At 38.9% G+C, this 15,207-nt stretch carries 11 protein-coding genes; 9 read left to right on the top strand and 2 right to left on the bottom strand.

The features are described from left to right. Positions 1-143 precede the first annotated feature (143 nt). A complete protein-coding gene (gene emrD, locus BTO22_RS16365) occupies positions 144-1,346 on the top strand; it encodes a multidrug efflux MFS transporter EmrD (RefSeq protein WP_105056390.1) in 1,203 nt (400 codons plus the stop codon). A 136-nt stretch (positions 1,347-1,482) separates the two neighbouring features. On the opposite strand, the gene dbpA is transcribed toward emrD, so the two are convergent. Next, positions 1,483-2,871, bottom strand: a complete 1,389-nt coding sequence (gene dbpA / locus BTO22_RS16360) for an ATP-dependent RNA helicase DbpA (RefSeq protein ID WP_105056389.1) — start codon at positions 2,869-2,871, stop codon at positions 1,483-1,485. A 353-nt stretch (positions 2,872-3,224) separates the two neighbouring features. On the opposite strand from dbpA, the gene BTO22_RS16355 reads away from it, so the two are divergent. Together BTO22_RS16355 and BTO22_RS16350 are read left to right on the top strand one after the other, a co-directional pair. After that, positions 3,225-4,706 carry a sensor domain-containing diguanylate cyclase gene (locus BTO22_RS16355; protein WP_105056388.1) on the top strand — a complete coding sequence of 494 codons (1,482 nt, stop codon included), beginning with the start codon at positions 3,225-3,227 and terminating at the stop codon, positions 4,704-4,706. A gap of 54 nt (positions 4,707-4,760) precedes the next feature. Beyond that, on the top strand, positions 4,761-5,492 hold the full coding sequence (locus tag BTO22_RS16350; protein ID WP_105056387.1) for a siderophore ferric iron reductase: 732 nt from the start codon (positions 4,761-4,763) through the stop codon (positions 5,490-5,492). A gap of 2 nt (positions 5,493-5,494) precedes the next feature. Here the strand turns inward: BTO22_RS16350 and BTO22_RS16345 are convergent, their stop codons facing one another. Beyond that, entirely contained in the window at positions 5,495-6,712 is a 1,218-nt protein-coding gene (locus tag BTO22_RS16345) for an MFS transporter (protein ID WP_105056386.1), read from the bottom strand. Between the two features lie 134 nt (positions 6,713-6,846). On the opposite strand from BTO22_RS16345, the gene BTO22_RS16340 reads away from it, so the two are divergent. The 6 genes from BTO22_RS16340 to BTO22_RS16315 all read left to right on the top strand — a co-directional run bounded on the left by BTO22_RS16340 (position 6,847) and on the right by BTO22_RS16315 (position 15,191). Continuing rightward, entirely contained in the window at positions 6,847-7,614 is a 768-nt protein-coding gene (locus BTO22_RS16340; RefSeq protein WP_105056385.1) for an ABC transporter ATP-binding protein, read from the top strand. Between the two features lie 40 nt (positions 7,615-7,654). Continuing rightward, positions 7,655-8,545, top strand: coding sequence for an iron-siderophore ABC transporter substrate-binding protein (locus BTO22_RS16335; RefSeq protein WP_105056384.1), 891 nt, complete (start codon positions 7,655-7,657; stop codon positions 8,543-8,545). Between the two features lie 58 nt (positions 8,546-8,603). After that, a complete protein-coding gene (fhuB, locus tag BTO22_RS16330) occupies positions 8,604-10,559 on the top strand; it encodes a Fe(3+)-hydroxamate ABC transporter permease FhuB (protein ID WP_258132645.1) in 1,956 nt (651 codons plus the stop codon). Between the two features lie 180 nt (positions 10,560-10,739). Beyond that, positions 10,740-12,515, top strand: coding sequence for an IucA/IucC family protein (locus BTO22_RS16325; protein ID WP_105056382.1), 1,776 nt, complete (start codon positions 10,740-10,742; stop codon positions 12,513-12,515). Then, on the top strand, positions 12,508-13,419 hold the full coding sequence (locus tag BTO22_RS16320; protein WP_105056381.1) for a GNAT family N-acetyltransferase: 912 nt from the start codon (positions 12,508-12,510) through the stop codon (positions 13,417-13,419). Before BTO22_RS16325 ends, BTO22_RS16320 begins: the two co-directional genes overlap by 8 nt. Beyond that, a complete protein-coding gene (locus BTO22_RS16315; protein WP_105056380.1) occupies positions 13,419-15,191 on the top strand; it encodes an IucA/IucC family protein in 1,773 nt (590 codons plus the stop codon). Before BTO22_RS16320 ends, BTO22_RS16315 begins: the two co-directional genes overlap by 1 nt. Positions 15,192-15,207 lie beyond the last annotated feature (16 nt).

Genomic DNA, 15,207 nt, shown 5'->3' with positions numbered 1-15,207 from the left:
TGGTTGCCTGTTTCAGCTAATCACCTTATTATCCGCCTCATTATAGAGAGCCACTTCGCTCTCTTTTCTTTTTTAAATTTTGTAATTAATTCACTTAATTTAACTTATATTATTAATATTTTGCTGTTTTTCGGAGAGCAGTCATGCAAAAGTCGTATTCACTTGCGACGTTCAGTTTCCTGATCGTTATTTTAGTTGCTGTTGGTCAAATGAGCCAAACTATGTATGTGCCGTCTATTGGTTACATGGCAAGTGAATTCAAAGTAAGTCCTGCATCATTACAAGCAGTTATGGCTGTGTATTTAATTCCTTATGGTTTATCACAGTTTTTCTATGGCCCAATTTCTGATCGTATTGGTCGCCGTGTTGTCATTTTATCAGGCCTAACTCTCTATATTGTAGGGACGTTACTTGCTTTATTTGCTCATGACTACACATTATTCTTGGCAGGTTGCTTTGTTCAAGGTTTAGGTATTGGTGCAGCAGGGGTTATGTGTCGCACGATCCCTCGTGATTGCTTCTCTGGTGAAGAGTTACATAGAACAAACAGCATCATCAGTATGTGTATGATGTTTTCTCCATTATTGGCTCCTGTATTGGGTGGTTATTTAACAGAGGCGTTTGGCTGGCGTTCAAGCTACTTGTTCTTGGCTTTGTTCAGTATTGCGGTATTGATTATAATGACAACGTCAATGAAAGAAACGTTGCCACTAGAAGTTCGCCGTAAAGAGCCAGTATGGAAGAGTTACCGTCATGTGTTGTCTGAGCATCGTTTCCAAGGCTATTTAATTTGCTTAGTTGCAACGTTTGCTGGTGTGGCTGTATTTGAAGCGGCAGCGGGTGTGCTATTAGGTGGGAAGCTTAAACTGCCAGCAACAACCGTAAGCATTTTGTTTATTTTGCCTATTCCTGGTTACTTAGCGGGTGCGGCATTATCAAGCGTCATTGCAAAGCGTTGGTCTGAGAAGAAATCATTAGATGTAGGGTTGGTATCTATTGTTCTTGGTGCTGCGATTGTTCTTGTTCCTGGCATTATGGGACTAACAACAGCGTCAACATTGATTGGTGGTGCAGTATTGTACTTTTTAGGTGCGGGTATTCTATTTCCTGCGGCTACGACTGGTGCGTTATCTCCTTTTCCACAGCATGCGGGAACGGCCGGTGCGCTATTGGGTGGAATGCAGAACTTAGGTGCAGGCTTAGCTACAATGGTTGCATCAATGATCCCAGCTAACAGCCAAATGCCAGTAGGACTGATTATGTTTTTAATGTCATTGCTTGCGGTGTATGGATTACGTAAAGTACATTCAATTCCGCCATCAAGCGAAATGCCATTAGCGGTATAAATAGTATTCAGATAGTTAGCGCTAGAACATCGCGTAATTAAAAAGGCCGAGTAGAAGCTATCTACTCGGCCTTTTTGTTATAACCTCAGCAAAGCGATTTACGTATTCGCTGAGGTTACATATATTATGTATGGTATTAACCGCGCATACGGCTTACACGGAATGTACGGCCTTTCATTTTACCTGTTGCAATCTTATCCAGTGCTGCTTTAGCAATTGAGCTATGAACAGCAACATAAGCGTGGAAATCAAACACGTTGATCTTGCCTACTTTCTTGCCATCAACGCCGTCTTTACCGGTTAATGCACCAAGAATATCACCAGGACGTAATTTGTTTTTCTTACCTCCATCAATCCAAAGCGTTACCATTTCTGGGTAGTGAGGACGCTCATTTAGGTAATCTTCGCTTGGTAGCGGCTCATCATTAATAGTGATGCTCATGTAGTCTTCAATTTGAGCAAAACTGTTAGTTTCTTTGTTATTGAATAAGCTTAATGCGATGCCTTTTTTACCAGCACGGCCAGTACGACCGATACGGTGAACATGAACTTCAGGATCACGAGATAATTCGAAGTTGATTACTGCATCTAGAGATTCGATATCAAGACCACGAGCTGCAACATCAGTAGCAACTAGGATAGAGGTACTCTTGTTAGCAAAACGAACTAACGCTTTATCACGGTCACGTTGTTCTAAATCACCGTGAAGTGCAGTTACGCTGAAATCAAAGTGACGAAGCTCGTCAGCCACTTCTTGAGTAACACGTTTTGTATTACAGAAGATAACGGTAGATTCTGGACGGTGCTTAAGTAATAAGATTTGAAGTGCTTTTAAACGGTCTTCAAAATCGTCTACTTTATAGAAATGCTGCTCAATAGAAGTATTTTCTACTTTATCTTCTGCTTTTGCCATGATCGGATCATTCATGATGCGATCAGCAATAGATTTTATTTGTGGTGGGAACGTCGCACTGAACAGTAAGTTTTGACGCTTAGCTGGTGCGTGATCCAATACCATATCAATTGCGTCTTGGAAGCCCATTTCTAACATACGGTCAGCTTCATCTAGTACAAACGTATTTAGGTTGTCTAGGTTTAAGTAACCTTTACGTAGGTGTTCTTCTACACGACCAGGGGTACCAACGATGATATGAGCGCCGTGCTCAAGTGAGCCGATTTGTGGACCAAATGGAACGCCCCCGCACAAAGTCAGTACTTTAATATTATGGATAGAGCGAGCAAGCTTACGGATCTCTACCGCAACTTGGTCAGCCAATTCACGCGTAGGACAAAGAACCAGAGATTGAACGCGAAAACGTTTTACATCTAGGTTAGCGAGTAGACCTAAACCAAACGCTGCTGTTTTACCTGAACCCGTTTTCCCTTGGGCAATGACATCTTTCCCTTTCAGCATGAATGGTAAGCTTTGAGCTTGAATTGGTGTCATCTCGTTGTAGCCTAAAGTTTCTAGGTTTTGAAGAAGAGATGGGTTCAGATCTAATGATGAGAAAGATGTTTGGCTCAAGGTGATTTCCTATAAACAAGTAGAAGCAAGGTAAGAATTACCTAATGGATGGCAGAGTAATAAGAAGAGGGCTAAAAAGCAAGTTAGATCACGTTTTTTCTGTTTATAAAAGCAGCAAATAAAGGGAGCAGAGTAAATTTCTAATCAGAAGTGTTTCATTAGGGGGATTAATGCTTGTTGCTTGAGTAGAATGGCACTAAATAAGAATGGTTATTATTTAAACGACAGGCGTTAAAACAATGAAAATTTAGGTAAATAAATGAATATATGATCATTAGCATTGATTTTACAAATTTATTACCTATGTTATATTCCGGCACGAAATAAAGTTTTCCCCAAAATATAGGAAGAGTATGAGGAAAAGAAGCGCATTTGTGTATAGCTCAATGATCATTGGATTCCTTATCTTTTTTCTTTCTGCATCATATATTTACAACGCTTATAAAAGTGATCGAGTTAGAGTGATTGATCGTCTTCACTTTAATGCGAGCTTTGTCGATCTTTGGTTAACGAAATCTTTTTACGACTCATCTCTTGTCTTAGAGGATATGGTTGCTGATCTTTCTTTTAGTGGCCTGCATTCGGCAGATAATAATCCTAAAGATTACCAACGTGAACTTTATTATCTTAGAGAAAAAGAAGAAGCACTCCCTAACGCAACCAGTGCTTTTATTATCAATCAAGACTGTCTGTTAACTCACAGCAAGGCTTTTATTAATATTGATTTATCTCAACGAGAATATTGTAGAGTACTTAAAGGGCATCCAGAAAAAACAACAGTAGTAACTTTACCTTTCACTGATTTGGCGGAGCGAAATGTTGTCGTTCAAGGCCATAAGATAACAAATGAAAGCAACGATTTTTTGGGAATGGTCGGTATATCGACCAATTTAACTTTTTTTAATTCGACTATTAGCCAATTGGATTTACCTTCTTCTATTGGTATTGCGATTCTAAGTTCTAATCTTAAATTGTTGTCCTCAGTGCCAAAAGGAAATGAACGTATTGGTAAAAGGATTAATGTCGCAAAGATTAAACCTGAAGTTTTGGAAGCGCTTTACCAACATGGTGAAGTCGTTTTTAATTCAGATATTTATAATGATGGCAATATAGATACAATTTACGCTCGTAAAATTAAAGATCTTCCTTTCATTATTGTCGTAACAAAGCAGCAAGATTATTTACGAACCATGGTGTCGGTTTCTTTACTTACCATCGTGGGTTGTTTCTTTGTCATTATTGGTCTTTTATTGTTTAATTTACATTACGTGAAACGAACAAAAGAACAAAAAGAGAAATATTCAGAGTTGGCGTATTATGATTACCTTACTGGAGTCAACAACCGTCGCTCTTTTGATTTAAAAGCGTCGCAGGTTCTTGCTACTTATCGCCGTCAAAGAAAGCCTTTCTCTATTATCATGTGCGATATTGATAATTTTAAAGAATATAACGATCAATACGGTCATGAAGTAGGGGATATTATGATCACCGCTTTTGCTGAGGCGTGTTTAAATAATTTACGTGATTCAGATATCTTGGGCCGTTTTGGTGGTGATGAGTTTGTGATTTTAGTTCCTGAGCAAAATGGCACTCAAGCGCTTGTCGTGGCTAAAAAGCTTCAAGAAGTCGTTCGAGAGATCTCTGTTCTGATTGATGATACTGAGCTAACAATGACTTGCAGTATGGGGGTGAGTACTATTACGGACCCTAAAATGACGATTCAAGAGTTGCTTGGTATTGCTGATAATCGCTTATATGAGGCGAAAGAATCTGGTCGCAACTGTGTGCGATGCGATTCAAAAACAAACTGTACTGATAACTATTTGCATTTGTAAGTTTGGTTCGTTACTCTAACGGCCCTTTTTGCTGTAGGATAACGTGCCATTTTTATGTCAAATAATGATACCTTTGAGTTACTTTTTTCGTTGTCTAAACAAGTAACTCCCTATTTATCTGGACAACTTTCATCACAAGTTTCTATGGATGATGAATATAATATCCATATTTCTCGTGATAATAGTAACGTTATTGAAGCGCTTTATGAGCGTTTATCTCAAGATTCAGAAGAAGCCGGTAATGCATATTGGCTAACTCGAACATGGGATTTACTTTGTTGGCAGCCAATCTATATTAGTTTTATTTCTGTTTATCAACTTCACGCCATTCCTGATATTCAAAACATGAGCCAATTGGTTCAATCTAACTTCATCGCAGGGTTCACATTCCACGATTCAGAATTGACGTTTGGCTCACCTGAAGAGATTGTTCCTGATGTTGCTTTACAATTAATGTCACTATTTGATTCGTACCGAGAGGCGATCTCTCTTTGGACTCGTATTCGTCCGGGGTTTACAAATCACCTACTTGCTGATGGCTTATTAAATTGCATTCTTAAACTACAGACGTTTCAACCGGAATTATCCAATGAGTATTTAATGGCGCAGGCTGAGTTATGGTTAAACGCTTTTAATCTACCTAATAAGCATTTATCAAGTTTAAAAGTGGACCTTGTTAGTAACCAGTTGAAACTCGTTCGTACCAGTTGTTGTCTGGTGTATAAATGCAATGGCAGAAAGTTGTGCGATGATTGTCCGCGTCACCCAGATAATAAAGGGTTATAAGGTTATTTTTCCATTTCGATTACCTCTGTTATTTGTGGTTTCATAAAAGCAATCACTAAAATGACACTGGAAAATAGAACACAAACATAGATAGGATAAATAGGCGAGAGTGTGGAGGTATAAGCCAATAATGACGCAATGCCGTAACCTAATGTGTGTGACATAGAAATATAACCTGCAACAATTCCTGGATTGTTAGGATTCATTGCCGTGGCTTTTGATGTATAAGCTGGTACGAGTAAAGCAGCTCCACACGCACTGATCGCCATTGCTATACCTATAGCCCAAATATTATCAATTAGAAAGCAAAGAAAACCAGTCAATAATAAGAGTGAACCGAGTTGGTGCATGGCTGACAATTGAAGTTTTTTCTTTTTAACGACAGCAACCTGAGTCGTGAGTGTGACGGCTGCGCTGATAGTGAGTAATAACCCTATTGCATCACTTATTTTATCTGTACTCCAATGCGTCATACTTTCAATTAATGGTGAGAAGCTGTACTGCAATAATGCAATAGTTAAACAAAGTGATAAACCAGTCAGTAAATAAGGCATCAAATTTAGATTTGGGATAAAAGAATGCGTAGTGGTGATATTGGGTATTGGTTTTTCTATCATTGCAGGGGTTGGCAAGAAAGCTGCGATTAGCAGAGCTAGAAAAGGAAAAATTACCATCATAGCTAATGGAGAGAAGGGACCTAGCTTTAATAAAACAATCGATAATACAGGACCAAGAAGGCGACCTAGACTAAGCCCAATACTGACAGAGGTGATGGCTTTCAATCTGTTATTTTCACCGCAAATAAGAATCGCCCAGTGCTGGCTTGCGGGAACCATTCCTGCGACGGTACAACCATAAATTATTCTTGCGAGTACTAAACCAATTAACCAATAGTGTGCTTCTTCTGGGTGCTGACCACTTAGAAATGCAAAAGAGAGCAAGAGTAAAAAGCTGGCGCTCATGCCACAAAGCGCCTGTAATACTACATTTTTAGGCCCTTTTTTATCACTGTACCTTCCCCAAAATGGCGCAGCGGGTAAGAATAAAAAGCTACCGATCGCAATAACGATGGACCAAGTAGGAAGAGGGAAGGCGGAGTGACTGACTAAAAAGGGTAAAGAGACTAATAAGCCATTTTGTCCAATACCCATTAATGCAGCAATTAACCCTATGATCATTAATTGAATTTTTGAATTGTGTATTCTTGTGAAGAGAGTCATTCGAACTTCCTGTTTGAATTTATGAATCTCACGTATCCTACTTTTATTTTATGAGAATAAAAACAATTATCATTACTATTTCTTTGTGTTAAAGTTCTGCGCATTACTCACTGACTGGATAATTAGCTTACCTTATGTACCAACTTGTTGATGCGTCGTTTGAAATTGACGGAAAGAAGATCCTCCATGCGACTAATTTATTTTTCCCTAAAGGAAAAGTGACAACGTTACTTGGGCATAATGGGTGTGGGAAATCTACATTAGTTAAATTACTTAGTCGTCAAAATACACCCACGGCAGGGAAGGTTCTTTTTAATGACAAAGCCGTTAATCTCTTATCTCATCAAGAGTTTGCTCTTAATGTTGCCTATCTTCCCCAGCATCCACCCATAACTGATGGTGTTACTGTTCGTGAACTTGTCTGTTTTGGTCGTTATCCATGGAAAGGGGCACTTGGGCGATACAGTAAGCAAGATTATCAATTAGTTGATGATGCAATAGAAAAAGTAGGATTAACCTTATTCCGTGATCGTTTTGTCGCGACCTTATCAGGTGGAGAGCGTCAAAGAGCTTGGGTTGCCATGTTATTAGCCCAGCAAAGTCAGTGCATTCTACTTGATGAACCTACTTCTGCACTGGATGTTGCTCATCAATATGAGTTATTAACGTTAATCCGAGACTTAAATAAAACGTTAGGGCTGACGGTCATTATGGTATTGCATGATGTCAATATGGCAGCCAAATTTAGTGATTATCTCATCGCATTACATTCAGGTGATGTTATTGCTCAAGGCGCTCCTGAGTGTTTAATGAATAAAGACACATTACAACAAATCTATGGAATGGAATTAGCGTTATTTCCTCATCCTGAAACCGGTCAACCGATCAGCTATATCCCGTAACCCTCAGTAATTGTTTAAATAAGAAAGGCAAGGAAGAAAGATGAATAAGATTTTTGGTGTGATAATGATGTGCTGTATTTCATCGGTAAAGGCAATGGAGATTAAGCATGAATTAGGGTTGGTTCAGTTAGCAAAAACACCAGAAAAAGTGATTACACTTGATTGGACATTAACAGAAACGACATTAAGCTTAGGAGTTAATCCTATTGGTATTACTGATGTGCAAGGCTATCAATCATGGGTTACAAAGCCAGAATTGGATGATTCTGTACTCGATGTTGGTTCAAGAAGTGAGCCTAATTTAGAGTTAATTACAGAGTTGAAACCGGATGTTATTTTGATCAGTCAATATATGTTACCGATGTACGATAAACTGAATGCGATTGCTCCAACATTGGTTTATACGGTTTACAATAATAAAAAAATGCCTTTAGTTTCAGCAAAAGAGATAACGCTTCAGCTTGGTTATTTATTGGATAAAGAGCAACAAGCTCAAGACGTGATAGCAAAGACAGAGCAGAGACTAAGTGAGAATGGCGATAAAATCCATCGTCTTCAAACAAATAATAAACCGCTTCTTTTTATTCGCTTTATTAATGATAGAACCGTACGAATCCACAGTGATGGTTCATTAGCTCAAGCGACGATAAATGAAATGGGGTTAGTTAACGCATGGCATGAAGCGACGAATATGTGGGGGTTTACCACCGCAGGACTTGAAGCGTTAGCACGGCATCAGCAATCAAACGTATTGATCTTCGGTCCATTAAAAGAGGCAGAAAAGAAGCAATTAACCCAATCAGCATTATGGCAAGCAATGGCTTTTTCTAGAACGGATTCGGTATATGAACTTCCTGCTATCTGGACATTTGGTGGATTAATTTCAGCGCAACGCTTTAGTGACAATATTACCCAACAACTTACTCAATAAGCGTAAAAAAGTCGTTATGTTGATACCAAATCATTCCCCAGATTTACCGCGGCAAGCCATGAAAATCCGTATTGGCTTTGTAACATTATTAATCATGTCTATTTTAGGCTTATTACAATGGACTGCACCTTATTCTCAAGGTGTCGGTTTATTATGGCAAACCGTGTTTCATTATGATTCATCAAATTACCAACATTTAATTACTCACCTTACCTATCTTCCGCGTCTTGCTATTGCTTTGCTGTGTGGGTTTGCTCTTGCTGTTGCTGGTTGTGTGATGCAGTTTGTATTACGTAATCCTATTGCTTCACCTACCACTCTTGGGGTGGCTGCGGGGGCTGAGTTAGGTATGGTTCTTGGGATCTTATTTTTACCAGTAAATAGCATGATTAGCGGGTTTATTCCTGCATTTTTAGGGGGCGGTTTTGCTACGGGTCTGGTGTTTTTACTGTCAGCTAAGCGTGGCTTTTCACCGGTTCACATGGTGCTATCTGGTATGGTGATCACCTTATTTTTTGGTTCACTCAACACCATGTTATTGCTATTAAATGAACAACAATTAGCGAGTGTGTTTGTTTGGGGGGCAGGGATGTTAAATCAAAATGGTTGGTCGAGTGTGAAAACACTGCTTCCATTAATTATATTGCCAATTTTGGCTCTTTTATTACTTTCAAGGTCTTTATCCGCACTGCAATTAGGTGATCAAGTGTCGGCATCAATCGGCATTAATACTAAACAAATTAAGGTGATTTCACTGACGTTGGGGATATTTATTACAGCCGCGGTTGTGAGCGAAGTTGGTTTAATTGGTTTTGTTGGAATTGTCGCTCCTGCTATTGCTCGTATGTGTGGAGCAAGAAAACTGATATCACAGATTATTGTCAGTGGTGTGACTGGTAGCGTGATGTTATTACTTGCCGATTTGGTTATTCAACCATTTTCAGGCGTTGGAGGTGAATTATTACCAACCGGTGCAATGACGGCGTTATTAGGGGCTCCATTTCTTCTTTGGTTGTTAAATCGGAAAGTTTTTCAATCGGATATGAAAATCAGAGAAACTGCTCAAGTGGGTTACAAATATAGGCCATTACAGAAGATAGTATTGTCTTTATCTGCTCTGGTTGCTGTCTTGTTTATTATCGCTGTGTTTGTTGGTAAAGGGCAAACTGGATGGGTGCTTTCGCTAAATTCATCGATAGTTGAATTACGTCTCCCGCGAGTGTTTGTGTCATTTTTAGCTGGCGTGGGACTCGCTATTGCTGGGACTGTCATTCAACGAGTATCTACCAACCCAATGGCAAGCCCTGAGATTTTAGGCATCAGTTCAGGGGCAGCATTGGCACTGGTGCTCGGAGCTATGTTTGGCGTTGCAACGGAAAGACATGAACAAATGTTATTGGGTACTGTGGGGGCATTATCTGTCACTGGTATTATTTGGCTGATGGGAAGAAAACAAAATTTTGCACCTGCTCAAATGTTATTAACGGGAATCGCCTTGAGTGCGGGTCTAGATGCTTTTTTACGTATTGCTATGTCATCAGGTCAAGATAATGTAATGGCGCTATTAACATGGCTTTCCGGCTCTACCTACTTAGTTAGTATGAGTGATGTTTATCTGTTAGGTATAGGAGTTACGCTATTTTTTATCGTAGCGATGCGCAGTCACCGATGGCTAGATATTATTGGTTTAGGCGAAATAACGTCGGCCAGTGTCGGATTGCATTGTCGTAAAGTAAGAGTGTGTTTATTGCTTCTTGTTGCTGCATTAACCACCCTGTGTACCATTGTAATTGGCCCACTCAGTTTTATTGGCTTGTTAGCACCACACATGGCTCGCTCTCTTCATCAATATCGAGCCTCTCACCAGCTATTAACGGCTTGTTTATTAGGAGGATGTTTAATGATTGTTGCCGATTGGGTTGGTAGAACGGTGTGGTTTCCATGGCAATTTCCGGCAGGTTTATTAGCATCATTACTTGGTGGAATGTATTTTTTATATTTAATGAGGAAGTAATACTCTTATCTTAATTTTTGATAAATAAGTACTTATCGTCTTGTTACCTATAAAATTACATAAATATAAAGCATGGGTTCAAGAAACTTATATATTTTATAAATTTCATAAAAATTAGTTGATCATTTTAATGAGAATCATTAGCATTCGCATCTGTTAGTTAAAAACAATGGAAGTGTTATGAAAACGAATGATCAATTAGACTACATAATAAACGGCGGTAATGACGTTCCTGCTGCCTGTTTTCTTAATTCTTTAGCACGAGAATGTTCTGCAATCCAAATTGTTGAAAATCAATATGATACTTATTATTTAATTCCATTAGGAAGTAAATATGAGATACATATTCCGTTGAGCTATGCCTCTTCGGTTGGTTTGCATGAATACTGCTTCCCTGCTGTTTTATATGCAGAAGAGACCGTTGCTATTGGCTTTGAAGAAATATTACGTCGAGTTTTAGATCAGCCAGCATTGGTAGGTGTTATCTCTGAAGAGCAGAAAGATGTCTTCAGAGATCGAGTGACTGAGAGTTATACAAACACCTATACAGGAGTTAGCAGAAGCCCTTATGCAGAGAGGTTATTTTTAGATGCGCTTAATTTTCAGCAAGCGGAACAGGGCCTGTTGGTCGGGCATTCTTTTCATCCTGCACCAAAAAGCAGAGAACAATTCAGTACTGAAGATGCCAAAACATATTCTCCAGAGCTCGGCGGTGAGTTCTCCCTTCTTTGGTTAGCGGTTAATCATTCTATTCTTATTTCTGGTTCTTCAGGAGACCAGACTGCAGCTGAGAGATTGGATGAATTAGTCTTTAAAGATCAGTTACTGACGTTAGCGATCAGTGGGGGTATTAATAAAGACGAAAGTGTATTCCCTGTTCACCCATGGCAATGGACAGTGTTGCAAGAGCAAGAAGACATTCAAGCTTATCTAGAGGCGGGACTAATCAGAAAGCTAGGTTCATTAGGTGCAACTTGGTACCCAACGTCATCAACTCGCTCGCTTTATTCTCCGACATTGCCTTATATGTTGAAGTTTTCACTCAGTGTAAAACTAACGAATTCTATTCGTAATCTATCACTTAAAGAAGTGGTAAGAGGCACCAGATTAAATCAGTTGTTTACAGACACAGAAATCAGCGCTGAATTAGGTAATGAACAAGGTTTTCAAGTCATGCAAGAGCCTAGTTATCTTGGCTTAATGAATCGAAATGGCGATGTGATAGATGAGAGTCTTGTGGTGTTTCGTGATAATCCATTAAGTGAAAAACCGGAAGAAGAGGCGGTGGTGTTAGCGACATTAACCCAGCAAAATCCTTATGGCGGCGAGAGTTTGTTAGCGAAAAGAATCAAAGATTACGCTGATTCAAGTCGACTGTCGTTATCTCAAGTTGCTCAACAGTGGTTTAGCGCCTATTGCCAATATGCCGTTGTTCCATTATTTACTCTTCAAGCGAATTATGGCGTTGTCTTTTTAGCTCATCAGCAGAATATTGTTATGCAGTTAAAAAGAGGGTTTCCTATTGGTATGTACTATCGTGATTGTCAAGGAACAGGATACACTGATTTGGCGTTCGAACGTTTTCCTGAAGCATTAAATCAAACCAAGCAAGATATTGAAAACTATTGGAATAATGACAAAGTCCGTCGTTATTTTGCTTATTACCTCATTATCAATTCAACATTCAATGTTATTGCGTCTATCGCTTCTTATTGTGATGTCAGTGAAAAGACTTTAGTGAAAGAGCTGCGTAAGCAATTGGAAGTATTGAGGGATAAAGGCGTTAGAGATCAACAATGTTTAAATTATGTATTAGACAGTGAAGCCTTGTGTTGTAAAGGCAACTTCTATTGTTATTTACAGAACATGAATGAGAATTCAATTCTTGATCCTGCCGTTATCTATTTTGATTTACCTAACCCATTAGTTCATGTAAAGGATGCTATGAATGTTTAATTATAAGACGCTACTCTTAAGCTTAAATGCTAATCCAACCATTGCGATTACATTATCAAAACAGGATGTTGAAGACTCATCGCTTATTGCTCAATGTTTAAAAGAAATTGATCACATATTCAGTACGAATAAGGCGGTTAATGAGCTTATTATTGAGTCAGAAATACCAAGTCAGTTAACTCAGTCTTTGCCGTCACTTTATAAGAACAGCTTGTTGCGTCAATGCTTTTATCAACAAACACAACCGTGGCATTTGCATACCCCTTCGACGTTATTCCCTTGGGTAGAGGTGCAATCACTGTTGCAATATCGACATCACCCTGTTCGTCCTGAAATGCCAACAGGTAAGGTATATCAACGTTATGATCATAATATTGATGCGGAAATTAGCTTTAGATTGTTTGATCTCGATAAAGATATTGAGCGTTTTACCGCTTGGATGAATGATCCTAGAGTCGCTAATTTTTGGGAGCAAGCGTGGAGTTATGAAAAGCTTGCCGAATTTATTAAAGACCGTTTGAGTGATGATCATATTATTCCGCTAATTGGTGAGTTTAATGGCGAACCTTTTGGTTATGTTGAAGCGTATTGGGTTAGTGAAGATAGGTTAAGCCCTTATTATGATGTTCAGCCTTATGATCGAGGTATCCATCTTTTAGTGGGTGAGCAGGCGTTTCGAGGTCCTGATTATTTCAATTGTTGGATGAGGGCAATTAGTCATTATTTGTTTGTGGATGACGTAAGAACCCAACGCATTGTTTTAGAGCCGAGAGCGGATAACCAACGTTTATTCAATCGTATTCAAGAGATTGGGTATAAGAAATGTTTCGAGTTTAATTTTCCTCATAAGCGGTCTGCATTAATGATGCTTGAACGAAAAGCCTTTTTTACGGAGCAATACTGATGGACCAAATAGCATTACATGCTCACTGGCCTTCGGTTAATCGTAAAATGGTGGCGAAGCTAATTAGTGAGTTGGCGTATGAACAAGCGTTTAAAATTGAAGAAAATGATAACGAGTTTTCATTCATCCTCTCTCAAAGTGTTGGATATCATTTTTCAGGGAAGCTCAATATTTGGGGACAAATCGTCATTGACCCTATTTCATTAGAACGTAAAGCCAATGGAAAGCGTTCTGATATCACCGCGACGCAATTTATGCGTGATATTCAATGCTTAATTGGTATCGATGATGATGTATTAGCAGAGCATTTTGAAGACTTGAATGCGACGTTACTTGGTGACTGTAAACTTGCATTACGTAAAGCGAATATGTCGGCGAAAGAACTTGCTTTTTTGTCGTGTGAGCAGCAACAGCTTTTGTTTGATGGGCATCCTAAGTTTGCTTTTAATAAAGGGCGAAGAGGGTGGGGAAGTGATGATCTCGCATTATATGCGCCAGAATCTGAGCGTGCTTTTCAATTAAGTTGGGTTGCTGTGCATCATTCCATTTTACAGAAAGCAACAAACCATAAAGTAGAGTGGGAAGAGTTAATCGAATCAGCCGTTAATGAAACTGAATTGTATGAAATGGATGCATTACTTTCGTCATTTAATGTAGATATCAGTGATTATATTTATGTCCCTGTTCATCCTTGGCAGTGGCGTCAAAAGTTATCGATATTATTCGCACGAGAAATGGCAGAGAAAACGCTGATCTATTTAGGTGAGTTCGGTGATGAATTTCTGCCTCAGTTGTCAATTCGAACATTGAGTAACACCACAAGACCAGATAGCTATGACATTAAGTTACCTTTAACCATTATGAATACCTCTTGTTATCGAGGTATTCCGGGGCGCTATATTTTAGCGGGTCCAATGGCGTCTGATTGGCTTGACTCCATCTTTAAGTCAGACGAGTTGTTTATTGATAAGCAAGCAGAAATACTGCAAGAACCTGCGGCGGGTTTTGTCGCTCAATCAGATTATAAGTTATTGGTTGATGCTCCATATCGTTACCATGAGTTACTTGGTGTGATATGGCGAGAATCGGCTCAATCTAAGCTTTCTAATAATGAAACGGCAATTTTAATGGCAGCCTTGATGGAGTCGGATGAAGAGGGGGCTCCATTAATTTCTGAATACATTAGCGCTTCAAGGTTATCAATAGAAGAGTGGTTAACTAAGCTCTTTGATGCAGTGGTTATTCCTTATTATCACTTACTTTGTAAATACGGAGTTTCTTTAATTGCTCACGGTCAAAATGTGACGTTAGTGATGGAAGATGCTCAACCAAAACGAATTTTATTAAAAGATTTTCAAGGAGATATGCGTTTTATTGCCCGAGACATTCCAGAGCAAGAAGGGCTAGCTCCTTTGATAAAAGAGGTCACGGTCTCTTTACCTGAAGAGCTGATTATTCATGATTTACAAACTGGACATTTTGTTACGGTACTTCGCTTTATTTCACCATTGGTTGAAACACTAGGATTACCTGAAACGAAGTTTTATCAATTACTTGGATTACGAATTAAAGCGTATGTGGAAGCACATCCTGGCTATCAAGATAGATTTGAGCGTTTAGATCTGTTTAAACCAAGGATATTACGAATTGGGCTTAATCTCGCTAAGTTTAGGCACAGTACGGATTCTAGTGCATCTCGTATGCTTCCAGATATGGATGATCAATTAGATAACCCCTTATTTACGACATCAAATAACACGAATATTAAATAAATAACAATAATATTAA

This window comes from Aliivibrio sifiae (assembly GCF_002954705.1).
Taxonomy (GTDB): domain Bacteria; phylum Pseudomonadota; class Gammaproteobacteria; order Enterobacterales; family Vibrionaceae; genus Aliivibrio; species Aliivibrio sifiae_A.
Note: the sequence above shows the minus strand (reverse complement) of the source record. Positions and strands in the feature narration are given on the sequence as shown.

Bases quoted from the DNA above. Each gene is read 5' to 3' on its own strand.
- emrD (WP_105056390.1), top strand. From the start codon at position 144: ATGCAAAAGTCGTATTCACTTGCGACGTTCAGTTTCCTGATCGTTATT.
- BTO22_RS16355 (WP_105056388.1), top strand. From the start codon at position 3,225: ATGAGGAAAAGAAGCGCATTTGTGTATAGCTCAATGATCATTGGATTC.
- BTO22_RS16350 (WP_105056387.1), top strand. From the start codon at position 4,761: ATGTCAAATAATGATACCTTTGAGTTACTTTTTTCGTTGTCTAAACAA.
- BTO22_RS16345 (WP_105056386.1), bottom strand. From the start codon at position 6,712: ATGACTCTCTTCACAAGAATACACAATTCAAAAATTCAATTAATGATC.
- BTO22_RS16340 (WP_105056385.1), top strand. From the start codon at position 6,847: ATGTACCAACTTGTTGATGCGTCGTTTGAAATTGACGGAAAGAAGATC.
- BTO22_RS16335 (WP_105056384.1), top strand. From the start codon at position 7,655: ATGAATAAGATTTTTGGTGTGATAATGATGTGCTGTATTTCATCGGTA.
- fhuB (WP_258132645.1), top strand. From the start codon at position 8,604: ATGAAAATCCGTATTGGCTTTGTAACATTATTAATCATGTCTATTTTA.
- BTO22_RS16325 (WP_105056382.1), top strand. From the start codon at position 10,740: ATGAAAACGAATGATCAATTAGACTACATAATAAACGGCGGTAATGAC.
- BTO22_RS16320 (WP_105056381.1), top strand. From the start codon at position 12,508: ATGTTTAATTATAAGACGCTACTCTTAAGCTTAAATGCTAATCCAACC.
- BTO22_RS16315 (WP_105056380.1), top strand. From the start codon at position 13,419: ATGGACCAAATAGCATTACATGCTCACTGGCCTTCGGTTAATCGTAAA.